At 39.4% G+C, this 22,885-nt stretch carries 16 protein-coding genes; 9 read left to right on the forward strand and 7 right to left on the reverse strand.

The annotated features are described in order from the left end of the window. Nucleotides 1-86: 86 nt before the first annotated feature. The 3 genes from BM179_RS00665 to BM179_RS00675 all read left to right on the forward strand — a co-directional run bounded on the left by BM179_RS00665 (nucleotide 87) and on the right by BM179_RS00675 (nucleotide 5,555). Entirely contained in the window at nucleotides 87-1,358 is a 1,272-nt protein-coding gene (locus tag BM179_RS00665; protein ID WP_092010596.1) for a Pycsar system effector family protein, read from the forward strand. 87 nt (nucleotides 1,359-1,445) lie between these two features. Further along, nucleotides 1,446-5,063 carry a metallophosphoesterase gene (locus BM179_RS00670; protein WP_092010599.1) on the forward strand — a complete coding sequence of 1,206 codons (3,618 nt, stop codon included), beginning with the start codon at nucleotides 1,446-1,448 and terminating at the stop codon, nucleotides 5,061-5,063. Between the two features lie 75 nt (nucleotides 5,064-5,138). After that, nucleotides 5,139-5,555, forward strand: coding sequence for a hypothetical protein (locus BM179_RS00675; RefSeq protein ID WP_143095108.1), 417 nt, complete (start codon nucleotides 5,139-5,141; stop codon nucleotides 5,553-5,555). Between the two features lie 84 nt (nucleotides 5,556-5,639). On the opposite strand, the gene BM179_RS00680 is transcribed toward BM179_RS00675, so the two are convergent. Then, nucleotides 5,640-6,374 carry an NUDIX hydrolase gene (locus BM179_RS00680; RefSeq protein ID WP_092011951.1) on the reverse strand — a complete coding sequence of 245 codons (735 nt, stop codon included), beginning with the start codon at nucleotides 6,372-6,374 and terminating at the stop codon, nucleotides 5,640-5,642. Between the two features lie 189 nt (nucleotides 6,375-6,563). Between BM179_RS00680 and BM179_RS00685 the strand changes: the two genes are divergently transcribed. The 3 genes from BM179_RS00685 (at nucleotide 6,564) to BM179_RS00695 (ending at nucleotide 10,100) form a co-directional block, all read left to right on the forward strand. Then, complete coding sequence (locus tag BM179_RS00685) at nucleotides 6,564-8,192, forward strand: carboxylesterase/lipase family protein (protein WP_092010605.1); 1,629 nt, start codon at nucleotides 6,564-6,566, stop codon at nucleotides 8,190-8,192. A 341-nt stretch (nucleotides 8,193-8,533) separates the two neighbouring features. After that, nucleotides 8,534-9,112 carry a hypothetical protein gene (locus BM179_RS00690; protein WP_092010608.1) on the forward strand — a complete coding sequence of 193 codons (579 nt, stop codon included), beginning with the start codon at nucleotides 8,534-8,536 and terminating at the stop codon, nucleotides 9,110-9,112. A 13-nt stretch (nucleotides 9,113-9,125) separates the two neighbouring features. Further along, entirely contained in the window at nucleotides 9,126-10,100 is a 975-nt protein-coding gene (locus BM179_RS00695; protein WP_092010611.1) for a hypothetical protein, read from the forward strand. 58 nt (nucleotides 10,101-10,158) lie between these two features. Here the strand turns inward: BM179_RS00695 and BM179_RS00700 are convergent, their stop codons facing one another. The 6 genes from BM179_RS00700 to BM179_RS00725 all read right to left on the reverse strand — a co-directional run bounded on the left by BM179_RS00700 (nucleotide 10,159) and on the right by BM179_RS00725 (nucleotide 17,446). Continuing rightward, entirely contained in the window at nucleotides 10,159-12,054 is a 1,896-nt protein-coding gene (locus BM179_RS00700; protein WP_092010614.1) for an SPFH domain-containing protein, read from the reverse strand. Nucleotides 12,055-12,367: 313 nt separating this feature from the next. After that, nucleotides 12,368-13,105 (reverse strand): 6-phosphogluconolactonase, encoded by a 738-nt coding sequence (pgl, locus tag BM179_RS00705; protein ID WP_092010617.1) that lies wholly within the window; start codon nucleotides 13,103-13,105, stop codon nucleotides 12,368-12,370. A gap of 6 nt (nucleotides 13,106-13,111) precedes the next feature. Then, complete coding sequence (gene zwf, locus BM179_RS00710; RefSeq protein WP_092010620.1) at nucleotides 13,112-14,626, reverse strand: glucose-6-phosphate dehydrogenase; 1,515 nt, start codon at nucleotides 14,624-14,626, stop codon at nucleotides 13,112-13,114. Between the two features lie 40 nt (nucleotides 14,627-14,666). Next, nucleotides 14,667-16,091 carry an NADP-dependent phosphogluconate dehydrogenase gene (gnd, locus tag BM179_RS00715; RefSeq protein ID WP_092010623.1) on the reverse strand — a complete coding sequence of 475 codons (1,425 nt, stop codon included), beginning with the start codon at nucleotides 16,089-16,091 and terminating at the stop codon, nucleotides 14,667-14,669. A 126-nt stretch (nucleotides 16,092-16,217) separates the two neighbouring features. Beyond that, entirely contained in the window at nucleotides 16,218-16,676 is a 459-nt protein-coding gene (locus BM179_RS00720) for an RpiB/LacA/LacB family sugar-phosphate isomerase (RefSeq protein ID WP_092010626.1), read from the reverse strand. Nucleotides 16,677-16,723: 47 nt separating this feature from the next. After that, complete coding sequence (locus BM179_RS00725; RefSeq protein WP_092010629.1) at nucleotides 16,724-17,446, reverse strand: ROK family protein; 723 nt, start codon at nucleotides 17,444-17,446, stop codon at nucleotides 16,724-16,726. A 625-nt stretch (nucleotides 17,447-18,071) separates the two neighbouring features. Here BM179_RS00725 and BM179_RS00730 point away from each other — a divergent pair. The 3 genes from BM179_RS00730 to BM179_RS00740 all read left to right on the forward strand — a co-directional run bounded on the left by BM179_RS00730 (nucleotide 18,072) and on the right by BM179_RS00740 (nucleotide 22,854). Beyond that, nucleotides 18,072-18,569 carry a hypothetical protein gene (locus BM179_RS00730; protein WP_092010632.1) on the forward strand — a complete coding sequence of 166 codons (498 nt, stop codon included), beginning with the start codon at nucleotides 18,072-18,074 and terminating at the stop codon, nucleotides 18,567-18,569. Nucleotides 18,570-18,747: 178 nt separating this feature from the next. Continuing rightward, nucleotides 18,748-19,749: a matrixin family metalloprotease gene (locus BM179_RS00735; RefSeq protein WP_092010635.1), complete on the forward strand. Its 1,002-nt coding sequence runs from the start codon at nucleotides 18,748-18,750 to the stop codon at nucleotides 19,747-19,749. Nucleotides 19,750-20,070: 321 nt separating this feature from the next. After that, complete coding sequence (locus BM179_RS00740; RefSeq protein WP_092010638.1) at nucleotides 20,071-22,854, forward strand: CHAT domain-containing protein; 2,784 nt, start codon at nucleotides 20,071-20,073, stop codon at nucleotides 22,852-22,854. Nucleotides 22,855-22,885 lie beyond the last annotated feature (31 nt).

Genomic DNA, 22,885 nt, shown 5'->3' on the forward strand with positions numbered 1-22,885 from the left:
GAAAACGCTGAAAATCGCTTGTGAAATCAAAGCATTTATTGAAATCTGACTGAAAACAGAAGGAAATTACCGTTAAAAAACCATTTATGAAGAAGTCTGTACTTGAGGCTGTGCAAAATCATGTTGAACCCATTCTGAATGCTCTGCCTGTCAGATATTCTTTTCATAACTATGCCCATACTGTTGATTCGGTAAAACTGGCCGGAAAAATTGGGGCTGAATCGGATCTGGAAGCTGAGGATTTTGAAAAACTGATGGTTGCTGTCTGGTTTATAGATTTAGGTTATACCAATGGAAATGATACCCCTGAAAAGAGAAGTGCGGAAATGGCCGAAGATTTTTTGAAAAGCATTGATTATGATGCCGGAAAGATCAAAAAAGTCCTGAAATTCATCAAAGTCATTAAACCACCTGAAAGACCAGGAAACCTGCCGGAAATGATTATGTGTGATGTTTTTAATGCTTTTTATGCACAGGATAATCTGTTTGAACAACTGGAAAAGCTGAGGGAAGAAACCATTTTTTCAACAGGACATATCGGTAAGCGCAAATGGCTGAAATACATCCTTGCGCAGATTAACGCTGTGGAATATTTCAGTCCTTACGGTAAAGCAAATTTTGAAGATAAAAAAGCCCTGAATATAGGCAGGATTCTTCTGAAACTGGATGAGCTGAAACAGGAAAAAAAGGAGAAAAAGTCTGAAAAAAATATCGGGAAGAAAGATATCGTTTTGCCGGATCTGATTGATAATGAGGTAGGAAAGAGTCGTAAAGGAATGCAGATTGCTGAAAATAAGGAGGTTGCGATATTGAAAAAGCAGCCCGATCTGCCTGTAAGAGGGGTCGAGACAATGTTTAAATCTACCTCTGTAAATCATTTCAACCTTGCTGCTCTGGCGGATCATAAAGCACATATTATGATTTCTATAAATGCTGTAATTGTTTCTTTGGTAATCAGTATTTTAGTAAGAAAACTCGATGATTTGCCGGGATTGCTTATTCCGATTATTTTATTGACAATTGTCAGTCTTTTAACCATCGTTTTTGCTATTCTGGCTACCAGACCCAAACTGGCAAAGGGAATTTTTACCCAGGAACAGATTGATAATAAAACGGCAAATATTCTGTATTTCGGAAATTTTTATAAAATGGAACTGAAGGATTATGAATCGGGAATCAACAAAATGATGAATGATTCCGATTTTTTATATGCTTCAATGACCAAAGATCTTTATGATTTAGGACAGATTCTCGCTCATAAATATAAAATGCTCAGAATCTCTTATAATATTTTTATGTTTGGTTTTGTAGTATCGGTAATTGCTTTTGGAATATCCTATTTTATTGATCTTAATTAGAAGTATCGGGATGATACCGGCTTGTATTTCAGAGGAATAGTGTTTTGGGTCTTGTAAATAATTCCGATTACAGAAAACCTGGACCAGATGAAAAAAGAAATCTACAGCTTACTTATTTTTATACTCATTCAGATACCGCTTTCTGCACAAAATACAGGGCCGGCTTACTCTGTTTTTTTGATGGGCGACGGAGGTGAACCGATACATGGAGGGAAGGATCCTGTATTGAGGTCCTTGCAGACACAATTACAAAAATCCGGTAAAAATGGGACACTCGTATGGCTGGGGGACAATATTTATCCGAAAGGACTGGTAGAGGAAGGTAACCATCAGAGAGCTGAGGCAGAATTAAGACTTTCAGAACAGCTTAAGATAATCAGGGATTTTGCAGGAAAATCTTTTATCGTCCCCGGAAATCATGACTGGCAGCAAGGCGGTAGAAATGGCTGGGAATATGTTAAAAATCAGGAAAAGTTTGTAGAAGAATTTCTGCAGGATGATAAGGTTTTCTTCCCGAAAGGAGGTTGCCCTACGCCACAGGAAATCTATGTAAATAATCAATTGAGTCTTATTTTACTCGATACGCAATGGCCTCTTCATCAATGGGATAAACCCGGGCCTGAATCGGACTGCGAGGTAAAAAGCCTTGACGGGCTATTCAGTGCTGTCAGTGATATCCTGGAAAGAAACCGGGATAAAAGAGTGCTGGTCATGGGACATCATCCGATGTATTCACATGGTTCGCACGGAGGGTATTTTACTTTGAAAGATCATTTGCTGCCGCTTCATGCCCTGGGTCTGAATATCCCTTTACCCATAATCGGGTCTGTTTATCCGCTTTACCGGAAATTTATCGGAAATATTCAGGATATTCAGCATCCGAAATATCAGGAAATGAGAAATGGATTGGTTAACATTCTGAAAAACCATAAAAATGTAATTTATGCAAACGGTCATGACCATAATCTGCAATTAATTGTCAGAGATTCAATTAATTATATTACCTCTGGTGCCGCCTCAGAAAGTTCTGCGGCGAGGGAGGGAAAGGATACAAAATTTGTGGCTTCAGTGAAAGGTTTTGCCCGGCTGGATTTTTATGAAAATGGTAAAATAATGCTGCTTTTCTATGAAGGAGACGGGCAGGAAGGCAAAGAATTATTCAGGACAGAGCTGAATGTTAAATCCGGATTGACTCAGCAAAGGGAGGAGTTTCGTCAAAATCAATTGAAATCGCTGACAGTAGTGCCCAATAAGAAATTTAAGGCAAAAGGTTTAAAAAGGCTGTTTTTGGGTAAAAATTACCGGGATATCTGGACAAAACCTATTACAGTACCGATGCTTAATTTTCAGGAAGAACAGGGAGGGTTGCATATTATTCAGAAAGGAGGGGGATTTCAGACACTTTCACTAAGATATGAAGCCGGGAACGGCGGTAAATTTGTTACCCGTTCCATTGAAAAGTTTCCTGAAAAGGCTATTCCACCTCCGCTTCTCAGCCCTTTTACACTGGATATTGTCGGAGATCAGGTTTCTGCAGCGCATCCTTTTGCCGCATTGGTCATTCCGCCGTTGGCTGAAGCCGCCGGAGTTTTCCATACCAATCCAAGATTGGTAGTTATTCCTGAAGATACGACTTTAAGACAGTACAGAAAACAGTTTTCTAACCAGCTGGCATTGTTTGAGGAAAGACCGGACGAAGGTTTTCAGGGTTCTTCCAAAAACTATTCAACACCGAAGGTCGTAGAAAAACTGGCGCAGGATAATCATAACCGGGTAGATCAGAAAGAGGTTTTGAGAGCAAGGCTTTTTGACATGCTGATTGGCGATTGGGACAGGCATGACGACCAATGGCGTTGGGCGGGTTTTGAGGAAGGAAAAGAGCTGATTCTGAAACCAATTCCCCGAGACAGAGACCAGGCTTTCTTTTTGGGAGACGGGATTTTACTGAATTTACTTTCCCGGAAATGGATTATGCCCAAATTACAGGGTTTTCATAGTAAAATCCGTGATGTCCCCGGACTGAATTTTAACGCCAGGTATTTTGACCGCTCTTTTCTTACCGGAATGAACCGGGAAGACTGGTTGAATATGGCTGTTGAAATTAAACAGAAACTGAGCGATAAACTGATAGATTCTGCTGTAACAAATTTACCGAAACCGGATGATCATGCGGCGCTGATCGCCGAAAGACTTAAATCCAGAAGAGACCATTTGCCTGATTATGCTTTAATTCAGCATGATTTTCTGGCAAAAGAAGTCGATATTCTGGGAAGTAATAAAAGTGAAACTATTCAGGTAAAAAGGCTGGAAGATGGGCAGACCGAAGTGAGCATATTCGATAATCCGAAAAAAGATGAAGTACCAAGACAGTTGTATCACAGAATTTTCAGTCCGGAGTTTACCAGAGAAATAAGAATCTGGGGTTTGGACGGAGCTGATAAATTTACCATAAATGGAGAGGCTGAAAGAGCTATAAAATTGCGCTTATTCGGAGGAAAAGGAAATGACCTGTTTGCAGACAGTTCCCGAATCAGAAAAGGAAGGAAAAAAGATTATATTTATGACTGGATTAAGGGAACAACGATTTATAACCGTTCGGAGGTAAAAGATATGACTTCTGATAAGTATTTGAGAGACAATGATTTTGATCGGCTTTCCTTTAAGTATGACCGTTTGTCTCCGCTTCTGACTTTTGCCTATAATCCGGACGATGGTATCTTTGCGGGAGCGGGTTTGCAATATACCAGACAGGGGTTCCGGAAAGAACCTTTTGCCAGTCAGCATAGTTTATCGGGTGATTTTGCCTTTAATACTCATGCTTTTAACCTTTCTTATACCGGAGAATTTGTTGACTTAATCGGGTCAACGGATCTGGAACTGAAATCTACCGTACAACAGTCGAGTATGACCAGTAATTTCTTCGGAATAGGAAATGAAACGGTTTATCAGAAAGAGAAGAAGATAGATTATTATCGGTTTAATTACAGTAATTACGAAAGCTCAGTCATGTTCAGAAATCACCTGGGAAAAACAGTGTTTTCCTATGGCGTTATTCAGAATGCCTTTAAAATTGATGAAAATCCAGGTCATTACCTCAGTGAATATGCACCTCCCGGTTCTGATGTATATCAAAAGAAGGATTTCCTTGGTGTAAAAACAGGATTCACAATCGATAACCGGGATTCAAAAATCTGGACTACCAGAGGTATTTTATGGGATTTTGCTTCAACGTATCAACATGGTATAAGTTCTTCTGCCAGGGACGAATATATGAATCTGAAAACGAATCTTGCTTTTTATTGGTCAGCCAGAATTCCGGCAACTGTAATTTTTGCAACCCGTTTCGGGGGAGCCGTCAATTTTACAGATTATGAATTTTATCAGGCCAATTATCTTGACGGATTATCCAATATCAGAGGTTTCAGAAGAAACAGGTTTGCCGGGCAGTCCTCTTTTTACAATAATACTGAAGTCGGGTTAAAACTATTTAATGTCAGAAATTACTTTTTCCCGGCTTATGCAGGCATCCTGGCTTTTAACGATATCGGGAGAGTCTGGAGCCGGAATGAAAGCTCATCAAAATGGCATCATGCTTACGGAGGCGGGTTCTGGTTCGCTCCATTTAACGTGGCCGTGATTTCAGCAATGTATTCAATTTCAGAAGAAGATCATTTACCGATTATCAAATTCGGCTTTTTCTTCTAAAAATCCAAAATACATATTAAATTGCAGATAGAATTGATATTCAGGTGAATTTATATAAACATACCGGTTAAACTTATGGAAAATCAATCGAATGAATGTTGTGAGACGTTCTTTACCTCAGGGCAGATTAATTTGTCCGCTATGCTGAAAGATTATGAATTATGGATTGAAAAGCTCCGTTTAACGGCTGAGACACTCAATCTTTCCAAAATGCAATTTAACGTTTTCTCAAAGAATAATGCGCTGATCAGTACCTTCCTTGAAAAGTTTAGTTCGGGAGAAAAAGACATCAGAGAAAGAATCGGACTGTATCAGGAAGCAAGCCTTAAAATCAGAGAGAAAGATGAACAGATGATTAACCAGTTAATGGCAATTCATCATCAGGCTAAATGTGATTTCTGTCGTTTCAGTCATAGAATCCAGGTAATTGTAAGAGCGAAAGAAGAAGCTTTTTTATCAGGATTTATGCCTTTCAGAGGAAGTTTGAATTAAAAACCAGACATTTTATATTTTAGTAAAAGGGCATGTCAGTCTCATCTGATCTGCCCTTTTTAAGTGTTGGCTGATCAGGAAACTTTATAGCTGATCTTTAATGAATTTGTACAGATAAGGAGCTTTATGAGCTTCTCCGGTCCATTTCTTGTCGAGCCGTTCCAATATTTCCAGACTTAATATTTTACGCTGAAAGCTGGTTCTGCGTAGTTTTTCTCCTAAAATTGTTTCATACAGACTTTGTAAATCTGCCATCGTAAAGGTTTCGGGCAGCAGATTAAAACCAATCAGTTTACTGTCAAGATTTGCTCTCAGTGTTTCAAGGGCTTTATCTACCATATCTCTGTGATCGAGAATCAGATCCGGAAGATTCTCAAGGTCATACCAATTGCAATTGTCAAAAAGAAAATCAGAAACAGGAACTACTTTCTCAAAATCAATCAAGGCATAATATCCGACAGAAACAAATCTTCTCAGCAGCCAGTGATTTTCTGTCGGAATATTCCCTTTTCCGATCATGATCTTTCGCAAAGTCTCAGCGTTATGACGGCTGCAATCTCCGAAAACATAAAATTGTTCAAGGTAAATATTCTGTAATCCGGTTCTCTGGGCAAGTACTCTTCTGGCAGCATCATTCAGATTTTCCTGATTGCGGATAAAACCACCGGGCAGCGCAAATAATCCCGTGTTACTATGTTCAAGTAACAGGATCTTCAGCTGATTTTGCTGAAACCCGAAAATTACGGCATCAATGGCTAATCCGGGAAGTAAGCCTTCGCCGTCATGAGTAATTACTTCAATAGGTTGCTGATTCTTCATTTCAAATAATTTACCCGCAATTAACAAAAAAAAATCGGAGTATCTGGCCGGATTTTTGGTAATTAATAATAATTCCTCTATTATTGTCACAAAATGAGACAATAATAAGTTTTTCTTGTAATTGCCTGATTAATATCTTGTTAAGAATCGTTTCATTATTCCATTTTCTTACTAAAACAATCCCTGATTATGAAAAGAATTTTTGCCTTTTTACTATTATTAACGTCTTTGTCGGCAGCGCAGGCGCAGGATGAGCTTTCTCAGGCACGCGCAAAGACCAGGAACGGACAGCTTGAAGGTGTTTTGGATAAAAATACCGGAGTACGTTCATTCAAAGGCATTCCGTTCGCTGCGCCTCCGGTCGGAGATTTAAGATGGAAAGAGCCGCAACCGGTAAAGAATTGGACTGGTGTTCGTAAAGCAGATAAATTCGGACCGAGAGCGATGCAGAGAGCCCTTTTCGGTGACATGGGTTTCCGTTCAGACGGGGTAAGCGAAGATTGTTTGTATCTGAATGTATGGACGCCTGCAAATTCATCAAAGGAGCGTCTGCCTGTACTGGTATATTTTTACGGAGGCGGACTTATGGCGGGTGATGGTTCAGAACCACGTTATGATGGCGAAAGTATGGCTCAGAAGGGTATCGTTTCTATAACCGTTAATTATCGTCTGACAGTTTTCGGATTTTTCTCTCATCCTGAGTTGAGTAAAGAGTCTCCAACACATTCTTCAGGGAATTATGGCTTTTTGGACCAGTATGCTGCATTGAAATGGGTTCAGGAAAATGTGGCTGCTTTCGGAGGAGATCCTAAAAGAGTAACAATTGCCGGAGAATCTGCCGGGTCAATTTCAGTAAATGCCCAAATGGTTTCACCACTTTCTCAGAATTTATTCTCTGCAGCGATAGGTGAAAGTGGCTCAATGCTTGGTACGTTACCAGCTATTTCTCTTACTGAAGGAGAACAAATCGGAATTAAATTTGCTGAAATTGCCGGAGCGAAAACACTGGCAGAATTGAGAGCTATTCCTGCAGAACAGTTGCTTGAAGCTACCGCTAAACCAGGAGTTCCGAGATTTATGGCTAATGTTGACAATTATTTCTTTCCGAAATCTCCGATGGAACTTTACACAGAAGGAATGCAGTCGAAAGTACCATTATTAGTAGGCTGGAATTCGGAGGAATTGGGCTTTTTCGGAATATTAGGAAAAGAAAAACCAACGAAAGAAAATTATGAAAAAGCAGTAAAAGCGCTTTACAATGATAAAGCAGAGGAGGTTCTGAAATTATACCCTGCTTCAACGGATGAAGATGTTGCACAGGCAGCTACTAATTTATCAAGTGATAGATTTATTGGTTTCAGTACCTGGAAATGGAGTGATTTACATAGCAAAACCGGAAAACACCCTGTTTACAGATATATGTATGACCGACCAAGACCTGCTATGAGAGCTGAGATGGGTAATGCCAGCGCCGGTTTGGCCGGAGGTGTAGTGAAGGGAGATGCTCCGAAAATGCCTCCTGCACGTGGGGCTGTTCACTCTGCTGAAATTGAGTATGCTTTAGGAAACCTTGCTTCAAATAAAGTATATGACTGGACGGCAGATGATTATAAAGTATCTAAAACCATGCAGGAGTACTTTGCCAACTTCATTAAAACTCATAATCCAAACGGAAAAGACCTGCCTAAATGGCCGGCTGTTACACCTAACGTTCCTGCGGAAGTGATGCATTTGAATGTTGAGTCGAAAGCCATGACTGAGAAACACAGAGACCGCTATTTGTTTATTGACCAGTTTTATACAAAACCGGCAAAATAAGCCCGATAATTATAAAATTCTGAATTCCTGAAAATGGCCGGCATTATGCCGGCCATTTTTATTTTGACTTAAATCAGGAGCCTTTCCGGAAGAAAAAACCTGATAACCCATTGAAACAATGAGTTAAATGCCGGATATCTTTAATTAGACGTGTATTTACAGCGTTATCCGTTCCGAGCCACTTAATAAATATACGTAAGCGAGGATAAGGATGTCGGAAATTTTGTTTTACTTTGAGTTTAATCTCAATGATATAAAGACTTACGGATTTTATTATTCAAAGATTTACCAGTTTTTATTACGCTTAAAACTAACCCGGATTTATTTTTAAATTATATTCTATGCGATTATTTTACCCTTCTGTTTTAAAGATATGTATAATAGTTTTACTTATTGCTTCCACAAATTTTTACAGCAAAGCTCAGAATGAGATTTTTTACGGAGTGTCCGGAATGTATAATATTCCTTTGAAAAACATTGGAATAGGAGTCAGGGCGCAAATTCCTGTTTGGGATAGGGTTGAACTTGTTCCGCAGGTTAAGTATGTCCCGTCATTTAACAAGATCCATGAATTATACGGTGGAGCCAACCTTCATTTCCTGCTCATAGAAGGAAATGAAAAAATCAATGGCCGTAAACCGTTATATGAGCGAACCCGTCCTGATATTTACCTCGCAGCAGGAGTAGAGTATAATCGCTGGATTGACTATGTAGAAACCAAAAAATCCAATTCCGGCCGGAATAACATCCTTCCTGAAGCCGGCATGGGCATTTCATATGGGAATAAGACCATTCGTTTTTTCGGAGAAGTAAAATATAATATCCTCTGGAATGAGAGTTATCTGGAAGCCGGTTTACTGGTTTGTCCTTCCCAGATATTTAAACAGAATAAAAGCAATAAATGTCCGCGTCTATATTAAACAATAAATTGATATGAAGAATAAAGTTCTAAAATCCCTCGGCCCTTTTCTGCCATTTCTGGTAGTATTTGTTATGTGTTCCTGTTCCAAAGAACGTTTTGATGTTTTGAAGAAAGAAGATCCTGAAGCAGTTAAAGTTGCAGAAAAAGCGGCGGATGAGCTGAAGCTTAAGGCTATTGCGGCACCACCCATCACGCTTTTTATGAAATGGAAGAAAAAGCCTGTAAAAGCCACCTTAAAACTTAAACCTGATTCTACTGTAAAATGTGAAGGCGGTACCTCTCTTCAATTTATGCCAAATACTTTTGTGGATGAGAATGGACGGGTTGTTCAATATCCGGTAGATCTGGAGATTATTGAACTGCTTACTCCTAAAGACATGATAACGAACCAGATGCCTACTGTTTCCGATAAGAGATTACTGGTAACCGGAGGAGAGATAAATATAAAGGCGTTCAAAGATAACCAGAGTTTAACAGTTGTTCCGGGAGGTTATTCTGTCATAATATCAGCGGATTCTGTTGACACCAGGATGAGTATTTTTTATGGAAAGGAATCAAAAGGAATTGTAAACTGGGTACCCTCAGATTCATCCGGTGCGCCAAAAGATTCCGTATCTCAAATACTTTTCAGACAGAAAGCATATCAGATGTTTCCCAGAGAATTGGGTTGGATAAATTGCGACAGGTTCTATGATTTTCAGGGCGCTAAAACCAATGTGAAATTTGTTTCAGAATTTCCGAATATCTCATATATCTATACATTCATGTATTTTGACAGAATCAAGTCGTTAGCCCAGGTGTACGGCGATATTTCATTACCTGTTCCTGTCGGAGAACATGTTAAGATCGTTTCCATAGCAGCAACAAGCGAATTAACGATATTTGCCTTTATCAAGGAATATATCGTTGAAGCAAATCAGGTGGTTGAAATAAAGCTCACAAAGATTGAAGAAGAAGAATTGATGAAACTGCTGGATAAGTTTTGAGGATTTGACAAAAACGGGATTGAAAATGCGCTTTTCAATCCCATTAAGTAATCAATTATTACTGGTTCTCTTCTTTGGTGGATTTTGATGAAACCGATTCTGCTTTTTTGCCGACTTCCTCCATTAATCGTAATCCTAACAAACCACTTAAAGCGCCATTCTGGTCTCCGGAACCACCTGTAATTAAAATATCAGGAATTACTTTAATCTTCTCTTTACCAATACTTTCCGTGATTTTCAATTGTGTGAAATTACTTTCACCCATCGCTGAAACCGCAAGTTGATAGGCCTCAGCATCTGCTTTACCGATTGCCAGAATTTTCCCGGCCTCCGCGGCACCTGTTTTACTGATTTTCTCCGCTTCCGCATTTGCGATTAACTTAATCCGTTCAGACTCCGCACTGGCGGCAACTTTTACACGCTCCGCTTCCGCACCCGCTTGCAGTTTTACGCTTTGTGCTTCTCCCTGTGCTTTTTTCACTGAGGCATCTGCAACTCTTTCAGCAATAACAACACCCTGATCAGCTTTAACAATGTCCTTCTGAATTTCAGCAATGGCAGTTTCTTTTTCCAATGCCTGGCGTGTTTCCTGAGCCAGTTTCTGAGTTTCATAGGTTACTTTTTGCTCCTCTGCCAGCTTTCTGTCAGTCAGCGTTTTCATCAATGATTCAGGCGGAACAATATCTCCGATTAATGTATCTACAGCGTTTACATTGTACTGAGATAAAACATCCCCGATATATCTTCTGGCTGTTTCCTGACGTTCTTTTCTTGAACCAAGGAAGGAGATTACATCTGAATCCTGAGCGGAGTTACGGAAATAGTTACCGATTGTTGGTTCCAGAACCTGACTTACAAGGTTGTTCATATTTCCGAATCGGGCAATTACTTTGGGTGCCTCAAAGTTTGGAATATGAATAATTTGAGAAACGTCCAGATTAAATGGGAAACCATCTTTTGACCGGACGGTTATCGTTGAAAGATTTTTGTCTAACTGATGTGATTCTGACCTCGCACTTGCCCAGTTCAACACCAGATTGGTAGTCGGAACAATCTCAATTCTTTGGATATAAGTATTGACAGGATATTTTCCAGGACCAAGTGGTTCAGCCCAAACACCTTTAAAGCCTTTGGAAAATATGTTTCCGTGTTTAAATTCTGAACCGCTGACGTCAACACCTTCTTCCCCTACATATGAAATAACTACACCAACATTTCCAATCGGAATTTCGGTCATATGGATTTCCTGAATTTTCGCAAACCAGGGATTCAGGTTATAAGATCCTGCCAGAATCACCTGTTGCTGAAGTCCTTTATTTCCTCCTTTGCTCAGAAAGGCATCAGCATCCTGAAAATTATTATGACCATCTACCCATTTCCCGGCAATCTGTCCTGCTTCAATTGATGCACCATCCATTGTTGTGATAATTCCTACCATGTTTTCATGGATTTCGATCATACTGGTAACTTCCACATCAAACAGGAATGTATTAATCCTGTAGGACCCCGCAGTGATGACTGCCGACTGCCGGCCTTTTCTGCCACCATTTCGTAAAAATGCTTCTGTATCCTGAAAACCGTCACATTCTACTTTACGACCCAGAATAAATCCTGTTTCAAGCTCTTTTCCGTCTTTGGCCAGAACTAACCCGATTGTTCCGGTAGGAATAATTGTCAATGGCTGAAGTGTAATATCATACTGCCAGATCCAGTACCAGAAATAAATCCCGGGAGCGAGCGGTTTTGCCTGAAATCCGGCTTCTCCCTCAATGGCAATAATGCGGCCTTCCGGCAAAGACTTCTTGTCTCCAAATAAGACGAACTTTTTAGTAACAAGCCCGATCCGGTCTTCCGGCACAATGATTATTCCCAACAGACGAAATAAAGATTTGTAAAAAAACACACATAGCAATGGCACAGCAATGCTTATGATAGTAGGAATAGAAATGGACATTTGCTTAATTGTTTTGGTTGTAAGTATATTTAAAATACAGGAATCTGAGCACTTAAGAAGGCCTTCCTGATGAATTTGTGGGTCAAATATGGCGAGATACCCAGCTCATTATACGGATTTGTGAAGAACGGTTTACTTTTGACTTAATTGGATTTTTTCGGGTTGAAACAATAGCCGGCAGACAGGTTCTGTGAAAATGGCTCTATGGAATTTATATTAGAGAATCTTCTGAAACTACTTCCTGAAAATACAAAAAAGGTGGCTGTTTCCAATCAGAAACAGCCACCTTTTTTATAGACATGAAATACTTCTTTTAAGCAGATTTATGGCTTAATTCTGAAGCTGCCGGTTCATCAAGAAACCATTGTAAATCACCCCCTTCTTCCGGGATAATTAACTGAGCAGGATAATTATCAATGTCTTCTTCATCTTCAATAATATGATGAACAGCAATTGCTTTTCCTTCTCCGTAAACCAGATACGCAATATTGAAAGCCTTGTTAATCAAGGGTGCAGTAAGGGTAATTCTGAAAACCTGCTGATCTTGCAGGAATACTGATTTTACCGAAGCCGTTTTGTCATGTAATACAGGCGTATAAGGGAACAGAGATGCCGTATGAGAATTGTCTCCCAGACCAAGTAATACCAAATCAAAACGCAAATCCTCTGAACCAAAAAATGCCAGAATTTCCTGCGTATATTTTTCAGCAGCGGCCTCAGGAGAAAGTGCTGTATCTACCGGAAAAACATGAGATTCCTGAATATTTAAAGGCGCAAACAAAGCTGTTTTAGCCATCAGGTAATTACTGTCGGCATGCGTATGCGGAACATTGCGCTCATCTCCGAAGAAGAAATATACATGGTTCCAGTCTACCCGGTTTTTAAAGGCATCTGAGGCAAGAAGTTCATATAACTTCTTTGGAGAAGAACCTCCGGAAAGAGCAACTGAAAATTTGCCCTTTCCTTTGATTGACTGATTTGCTGTTTCAACAAAATATTCTGCCAGACCGCTCAGTACTTCATCGGCAGATTTAAATACGTTAATTTTCATATGATATTATTTTTTCCCTGCCAATGGTAAAGAAAACCAGTGAAAACCGTCACGGGCGATAAGCGCTTCCGCTACTTCCGGACCCCATGAATCAGCTGAATAATTAGGGAAACTTAAACTTTTCTTAGCTTCCCAGGTACTCAGAATCGGCATAATCAGATCCCAGGCAGCTTCTACCTGATCTCCTCTCATAAACAAAGTCTGATCCCCCAGCATTGTATCCAAAAGAAGTGTTTCATACGCTTCAGGTGCCTGATTGGTATAAGTACCTTTGTAATCAAATACCATATCAACTGTATTAAGCACCATATCCAGACCAGGACGTTTTGCCTGAACCTGCAGACGAATACTCATTTCCGGTTGAATACTGATAATCAATCTGTTTTGCTGCCAGCTCTCAGAAGCTTCCGTAGGGAAAATCATGTGAGGAACATCTTTGAACTGAATGGTAATGATTGAAGATGACTGGTGCATTCTTTTTCCGGTTCTTACATAGAACGGAACACCATGCCAGCGCCAGTTGTCAACAAAGAATTTAACAGCCGCAAAAGTTTCAGTATTGGAATCAGGATTTACTTTTGATTCTTCTCTGTATCCCGGAACTTCCTTGCCTTCAATCCATCCTTTTGAATATTGACCTCTTACCGCAGAAAAACGGACATCGTCAGGAGAGAATCTGCGCATCGCTTTCAGCACATCTACCTTACGGTCACGTACTTCGTCTGCATTAAAGCTTACCGGAGATTCCATGGCTACCAGACAAAGTAACTGCAACAGGTGATTCTGGATCATATCACGCATAGCACCTGCGCCGTCATAATAATCTCCGCGGTCACCTACACCTAATTGCTCTGTTACAGAAATCTGAACGTGCTCAATATAGTTACGATTCCAGATTGGCTCAAGAATAGAATTGGCAAAACGGAAGGCCATGATATTCTGAACAGTCTCTTTCCCTAAATAATGGTCGATCCGATAAATCTGATGCTCATCAAATATACTTGCCAATAATTTGTTAAGCTCTTTTGAAGATTCAAGATCATGTCCGAAAGGTTTTTCAATAACAATTCTGGATTTTTCAGGATCATCTGCCAATTTACTTTTCTTAATGTTTTCGGCAATAATCGGGAAAAAGTTCGGAGAAACAGCCAGGTAATAAATTACGTTTGCTTTAGTGTTCCATTCTGCATTGTGATTTTCAATTCTCTTACCGAATTCCTGATAAGTACTGGCATCTTTTGCATCTGAAACCTGATAAAAGATGTGTTTTGAAAACTCATCCCATTTTTCCTGCTGTACTTTCCCGCTTCTTGAAAACTGATTGATTCCGTCCAGTAGTTTTTCAGCAAACTGCTCGTCAGATAATGGGGTACGTCCTGTGCCAATAATTGAAAACTGCTCTGGCAGCCAGCCTTCAAGGAAAAGATTGTATAAAGCCGGGGCCAGTTTTCTCTGATTGAGATCACCTGTACCACCGAAAATAATAAATATCGTTGGTTGCGATTTGATTGTCGAATACATGATTATAAAATTTAATCAGTAAAATTTAAAGAATTGTTTGTTAGATTTTCTCCACCCACTGCGTATGGAACACACCTTCCTTACCAATTAGTTCGTAAGTATGAGCTCCGAAATAATCACGTTGTGCCTGTACAAGGTTAGAAGGCATTCTTCCGCTTTTGAAAGCATCAAAATAACTTAGTGAAGCTGTATATGCCGGAATGGCAATTCCTACAGCAGTGGATTTAGATACTACCGATCTCATGCCCGGAAGGCTTTCTTTGATCAGTGCTGCTACTGCTTCATCCAGTAAAAGATGTGGTAATGCAGGTGCTTTCTGGAAAGCGTTATAAATTTCGTTCAGGAAGCCGGATCTGATGATACAGCCGCCACGCCAGATTTTAGCAATTTCATCGAGTTTAAGGTCGTATCCAAATTCTTCAGATGCTTTAGATAACAAATGAAGACCCTGAGCATATGAAAGTACCATGCTAAAATAAAAAGCCTGCTCTAATTCGGTCAGAAATGCCTCTTTGTCAACATCAAGTGCCAAAGAACTCTGGTTATAAATCTGATCCGCTTTTTCTCTTAAACTTTTATATTTTGAAAGATCACGCATCGAAACCGCAGTATCGATTGTAGGAATCGGAGCCATAAGGTCCATAGCTACCTGTGAAGTCCATTTTCCGGTTCCTTTCGACTTGGCTTCATCCTTGATGTCATCAAGTAATAAATGATCACTTCCGGGAGCGATATAACCAAAGATATCTCTGGTTACTTCCATCAGGAATGATTGCAGACGGCCTTCATTCCATTTGATGAAAACCTGGTGAATTTCTTCATTTTTCAATTGCAGGCCTCTCTGCATCACTTCATAGGTTTCAGCAAGAAGTTGCATTAAGCCATATTCGATACCATTGTGAACCATTTTAACAAAGTGGCCTGCTGCACCTGGTCCGATATAAGTTACGCAGGGAGCACCTTCTACTTTTGCCGCAATTGATTCAAGAATAGGTTTCATTACATTATAAGCCTCTTTGTCACCACCAGGCATCATACTAGGGCCTCTTCTTGCACCTTCTTCGCCGCCTGAAATACCCATGCCAAAGAAATGGAAGCCTTTGCTTTCAAGGTATTCAACTCTGCGGTTAGTGTCAGTGAAATGAGAGTTTCCTCCGTCAATAAGGATGTCACCTTTATCTAAATATGGTAATAGTTCTTCGATTACGCTATCAACGATTTTTCCGGCAGGAACAAGCATCATAATGGCTTTCGGACTTGTCAGACTGGCTGTAAATTCCTTTACATCACTAAATCCTTTCACCTTGGTGTTCTTGCCTTCTTCTTCCAATAAAGCCCCTTTAGAGGCATCTTTGTCATATCCTGCTCCGGCTACTCCGTGGTCAGCCATATTAAGCAAAAGGTTGCGACCCATTGTTCCAAGGCCAATCATGCCAAAATTGTATTTATCCGCTGAATTGCTCATTATTGAATGAAAGTTTAATTTAAGATTTTTGATAGTTAATTTATGTCAGAATTTTACTGAAGCCTGTCGGGGGATCAGACAACTGTGTCAGTTCTGTATGGTAAAACCCTCTGCCGGGGATGCAGACTAAGTTCTCAGGTTTTCATGTTCAAGGAGACGGACTTTTCCAAGCCTTCTCATATGTCTTTCTTCTGCCGTAAAGCGGGCATTCAGAAAAGCAGTAATTAATTCTCTGGCTGCCATGCTTCCGGTTACTCTTCCGCCGAGGCAAAGCATATTGAGATCATCATCTTCTACACCCTGATGGGCTGAAAAATGATCATTGATCAGCGCCGCTCTGACTCCTGAAATTTTATTGGCTGCCACTGAAGCCCCAACACCGCTGCCACAAACAGCAATCCCTCTCTCTACAGTCTGGTCTGCAATTGCTCTTGCCAATGGTACTACAAAATCCGGATAGTCATCCAGATTGTTTAACTCAAAAGCTCCGAAATCCTGCACTTCATGGCCTAAAGATACCAGATATGAATGGATGTTTTCTTTCAGTTCGTATCCGCCATGGTCAGCTGCTATTCCTATTTTCATATTGAGAGATATGTTAGTTAGCCTTATATCGCTTGTTTTAAGAATTTCTATAATTTGTCATCATTAGTCCATAACCTGACTCCTCCTTTGATTCCATCCTTATTGCTGACAATTTTTATATTACTGTCTAAGGTAAAATTCAGTTTGTTGGAGTTACCTCCACCAATGTACAAAGTATCATAATTGAAAACGGTTTTGAGATAGTCCAGTACCTTTTTCATACGTTTATTCCATTTTTCGGCCCCTTCTTTCTCTAATGCCTTTTCTCCGATATAATCATCGTAGGTACTGTTTTTAGTAACCGGATGATGAGCAAGTTCAAGATGAGGAAGAAGCTGTCCGTTTAATAACACTGCTGTCCCGAATCCTGTTCCTAGGGTAATCACAATTTCAAAACCTTTTCCGTCAACAACCCCCAGACCCTGCATATCTGCATCATTTACAACCCTTGTCGGCTTGCCAAGTGCTTTTTCCAGTTTTTTCACCAGATCAGTTTTAGCCCAAAGCTGTGTTCCAAGATTAGGAGCAGTCATTACCACACCATTCCGCACATAACCCGGAAAACCCACAGAAACCCTGTCAAATTCAGGGAAATTCCTGATTAGTCCTTTTAAAGCATTTATCAGACTATCCGGATCGGCCGGCGAGGGAGTAGGCGTTTTCTGATATTCTACCTGAAGTTCTCCTTTATTGTTCAGAACGGTAGCCTTTATATTGGATCCTCCTATGTCAACGGAAAGAATGCGTAATTCAGCCAGAGATTGTGCCATTTAATAATCGAATTGGTTAGAATATGTATAAAAGTACTGTTGAAAATTGTTGCAATTAATAAAAATGAATTAAATAATTTATTCTTCCGGTATGAGAAGAATCTGATTCAGCGCTTGAAAAGCCTGCTTTAATCCGGTTTTCGGAAAAAAATCAGGCAAATGCCTGCTGAGCTTTCTGAAATTCTTCAAATCCCTGAAAGAGAAACCATTAGATTTTAACGATTTTCCTATGTTTTCGCTGGTTTATACTTCAGGTGAAACTGAATACAGGCCATTTCTCACCCAAAATGGTATTTAGCCTTCCGCTTCCTTTTACAAACTTACGTGTAAAATCCTTATTATCGGACTAAAAGTACCTCTCATAGTCATGCAAAATTTTGAGAGGGAGGATATTTAAATTAAAATATCAGATGCAAAAAATATAGAAAGGCTTAATAAAGAGTGTGTTAGCTGCCTGAAAGAGGATTTTGTGAAAAAAACGCAGGAAATATTTATTTTTTATGTAACCTGCCGCCTGCCGCGGGGAATATAGTTGTAAAAACAAACAAATAAACTCCGGCATTTTGAAAGGCTGGCAAACTAACGGATTACCTAAACATATTTTTTAATTTAAATTCAAAAATTCATGAAAAAAATCTTCTTACTCAAAGTATTGTTTGTGGCTGTTGTTATCTCATTGACCTCGCAGGCTTCTAAAGCCCAGTATATGTCTGCCGGGACAAGAACTGTAGATGCAGGCCTTTATCTGCCAAGCGGCTTTACGGTTTTCAAAGCGAATCTGATGTATGGTGTGGCCAATAACATCAGTGTCGGAGGTCAGGTAGAATTGGCTTCAGGAACCGGAAGCAGTGAGTTCGGATTGAACGGACGGGCAAATTATCATTTTGCACAATTAATGGGATTAGAGGATAATGTGAATATCTACGGAGGGGTTTCAATTGGTAAATATTTCGCAGAAGGTCTTAAGGACATCGGTATTCTCGGACAAATAGGTGGCGGATATATGTTTAATGATAAGATAGGAGCACATGCTGAAGTTCGTTTCGGTTTGTCTAAAGGTTATGCTCTTACAGTGGATGGTTCTCAATTCGGATTAGGCCTGACTTTTAAGTTGGGGCAATAGCATTCAGGAAATGACCGGCTCTTCTGGTTTGCAGAAGAGCTTAAAGATAATTTTCCAAGGTGAAAATTGATTTAGAAGAGTGATGAATGTACTATTGAACCCATGAATAATCCCAGGCGTATCGATAGTACATTTTTATATAATGTTATAACTTTGATTGAATCCTAACCCGATTGCTATGAAAAGCAAAGCATTTTTCCGGATAATGTCTTTTGTACCTGTTCTTTCGGTTGCGATCCTGACTGAATGTAAAACGGAACTGCCTCCCGTCATTTTAAGCAAATCAATCAGCGGAGTGAGGAATGATATTCCAAGAAAAGCGACAGATGCCTGTTTAATCCGCTATGCTCAGGGGAATAATTTTATCGGTTTGAGTGATAAAGTTCAGTTAAGTGCTGTTTCTGATGCGTTTTCTGTCTGGCAGAAAGCCAATAAAAATGTACTTTTTTTGAATTATAGTGTGCCTGAAAAGGCAGAAATACTGATAAAATTTGTTGAACCATCAGAAATAGGAGGGGATCGGGTCTTTTCAGGCGGCGGCTTATTCCCGATTGGAATTGCTAATCTTACCTCCGGTAAATTTGCCGGCAAACAATTTATCATTTCAATTGATAACACTTATCCCTGGACGAAGGAAAGTCTTAGCCGTGCCATTGCTTATCATGCTGGCCTTTTTTTAGGAATGGGTACCTCCGACAATGCCAGCTCAATCATGAATCCGTATCTGAATGATAAGATAAAAACACTTTCTCTTAAAGATTCATTATCATATAATCAGCTATATTCCAGTTCATGTCGTGATCTGGATTGCAATTTTTTACCCATATCTTTTAAGTTAAATACGCTGGTAAATAAATGCCTGAAAATTGAAAAGGAGGGAACGGTTGTCATTAAAGCCTCCGGACAAATCTGGTTCGGGCAATGGCTGCAATATGGCAAACCTGATGGCAGGGCAGATGGTTTGTTTGGTTTTCCGCTGACAGGATACAAAATCGTTCCGGAGTTAAATTTCGGGGCATTGATGTACAAACTTAATCAGGAAAAAAGCTGGCATCCCTGCGGATCGGAATGTGAATTTAAGGTAGGAGCAAATCAGTACCTGGATTTAAGTCTCGATGTCAATGATAATGAAAAGGGAGATAATGCCGGTGAATTTGATATTCTGATAAATTATAAATAATCTGTTTTTTTTGTTACCAAATGGTAAATATGAATGAGCCGCAGATTTTGCCATGAAGTGTTTTGTCTGAGAAATTTTCATCAGAATTTTAGATAAAGCACTAAAAAGAGAGAATTGTGCAAAAATCTGGTGGTCAATAAATTAAGGTTTGTTTTTGTATTCATGTTTCAGGGAGAAATATTAAATTTTAATAGGTTGAAACATCAGCTTCCCGATTGCTTTTTTGGGTATTTTTGAACATTTTTGTTGAGGAGCCTTCGATTTGAAAAGGTTTTACTCCTAACCATTTAATACCACCAAAATAATACGGGTTTGAAATTTATGAAATATCGGGTAAACGATTTTCTCTGTTATACAAAAGCATTTTATCTTGCACTGATCTGTTCGCTTATTGTGCCTTTATCAGAAACCCCTGGTCAGTCTGATAACAAATCTACCCTTATCCAAAATAACAAAAAAGAGCAGAAATTCTTTGAAACCTTAATCGATGAACTAGAGAAACTCTACAGCAGTAATGATCTTCCCGGAGCCAATACAAAAGGAAGAATTGTTTTAAAACTGATTGAAAAATCCCCTTCTCCGCATTTTGTCTCTAAATTTAAAGTGTATTCATTCCTTGCGGCAAATTATGTAAAGCAGGATCGTGAAGATTCCGCAGTATTCTTTTTTCAGCGCGGCAACGAATTATCGGGTATTTCTCATGAGCTGACAGAGAAGATTCCCGACTATGTCTGCGCACATTGGGGTAATCAGGGAGTGTTCTACAGAGATAAAGCAAATTTTATCCAATCTGTTAATTGCATCAATAAAGCTATTCAGATTGTGGATCAGTATAGACTAAAGCGTTACAGGCCGATTTTACTGAATAATCTTGCCAACAGTTATGATCTGATGGGTAATTCTGAGAAAGCCCTTACCCTGTATAAGCAGATTGAAAGACTCGGTTTACCCGAAGATATTCAACAGGTTTATATACTTTCATCTATGGGCTGGAACTCGTTAAGGCTTAAACAAAATACCAGCGCAGCATTTTACTTTAAGAAAAGCCTGAAATTCTACAGAAAACTCCTCAGAAAGAAAGCCATTTCAGAGGACAGTGAATTGGAAACGAGACTTCTGTATCATATTGGTCTTTGTGAATCAAGAACTAAATCCTATCAGCAAAGCAATCTTTTTTTAACCAATGGCATTAATGCGCAATTATCCAAAGGATTATTAAAAGGCCGATACCTTGCCTTATGTTATGACCGAAAAGCAAGAAATGCCGGAGAAAACGGACAAATTTCAGAGGCATTGTCTTTTATTCAGCAGGGTTTGATGGCTGTAGTCCTGAATTTTGACGATTTGAATCCTAAAAAAAATCCGGAGCTGTCGCAGATAAACCTCGGACAGCAGACATTATTTCAATTACTGGCATTTAAAGGAAAACTACTTTTTCAACTGTATGAAAAAACACATAATGAAGAATTGCTTAAGTCTTCAGTCAAGACTTTTCAGCTGGCCGTTATGCTTGCAGATAATTACAGAAAAGAGATTGATTTTCAGGATGATAAAGTGTATTTTACACAGTCGAATACAACTGTTTTCCATGAAGCGATAGAAGTGACCTATCAATGGTATATCAAAAGTCCTTCGAGGGAAAAAGCTACTATTTTATTTGAATTAATTGAAAGCAACAAAGCGGTTTCATTGAATGATTTTGTTGAACGTTATAAAACTGAAGAACCAAAGATACCAGGTGATCTGCTTTCCAATGAAAAGAAAGAGATGGCTATCAATTCAGGACTGAGGCAAATGATCCTGCAAAATGCCGGCAGGGAAAAACCCGATAGTCTGAAAAAGCTTTTGACAGACAGCGAATTGAGACTTTATCAGATAAAAGCGACTATTTCAAAACACCTTCCGTTTAATATTTACCGGAATACAGAAAAGACATTTTTATTGAAGGAACTAACGGCATTACTAAGTAAAGAAACAGCCTATCTGAGCTATACATTTACCGATTCCGGGAATTTACTCGTCATGGGATTAAGTAGTAAGTCGTTTATAATCAGGAAAATACCTGTTTCAAAAGAATTCTATGACGAAGTTTCCGGTTTAATTCCAAAATTACATACTAATCCTATTTTTCAGGGATACCTCGGGAATAAGGAGGGAATCCGGCTGTATAATTACCTGATCAAACCCATAGAACATTTTCTGGCCGGAATTGAGCGTTTAATAATTTGCCGTGATGGTGCGCTTAATTACCTTCCTTTCGAGGTATTGGAAACAGGGAAGAAGAAAGACGATTACCTGGTTAATCATTATGCTGTTACCTATGTTTATTCCGGATTAAGTTATGTGCTGCGGCATGAAAATGAAACTACTTCGAAGAATCGATTGCTTACGATGGTACCATTTAACCACCAGCGGATTACAGCAGAGGGAGATACCTTAAAAGCACTGAGAACTTCCGAGCAGATTAAAAAAATGAGTCATCGCTGGATCAGCGATAAAATGGCTACCAAAGAAGCATTTATTCAAAATATTAAAGAAAATAACCTGCTGAATCTGGTGGTTCATTCAGACATGGATCCTTCGGATCCGGCAAATTCCTATGTATATTTTTATCCGGATTCGAAAAAAGAGAAATGGAAACTGGGCTTTTACGAATCTCTCTCTTTACCCTTACAGAACTGTAAATTACTGGAAATAAGCTCATGCAATAGTGCAAATGGTCAGTTTGAGGCAAATGAAGGGCTTATTTCATTAACCTATGCTTTTACAAGAGCAGGCTGTCGTTCGGTAGTTGGTGCACAGTGGAAGGCACATGACCGCTCAAGTGCCTACATCAGCGGGTTGTTTTTTGAATACCTGAATAAGGGTTTTCCGAAAGATATTGCCCTGCAAAAAGCAAAGGTAGATTTTATCCAATCTTCCGTTGGACTGGATCTGGATCATCCTTTTTACTGGGCGAATTTAATCCTTACTGGAAGTAATCAACCGATTGCTGATAAGGTCGGATTACCTGTCTGGCTGATTGTATTGATTACATTGGCGCTTATCAGTTCAGCCATATTGCTAAGAGTCAGGTTTTTCACCGGAAAAGCTAAGAGTGAATGATTTGCTGCAACGCAGTAACTTTTGATTTCAT

This window comes from Pseudarcicella hirudinis (assembly GCF_900115665.1).
Classification (GTDB): Bacteria; Bacteroidota; Bacteroidia; order Cytophagales; family Spirosomataceae; genus Pseudarcicella; species Pseudarcicella hirudinis.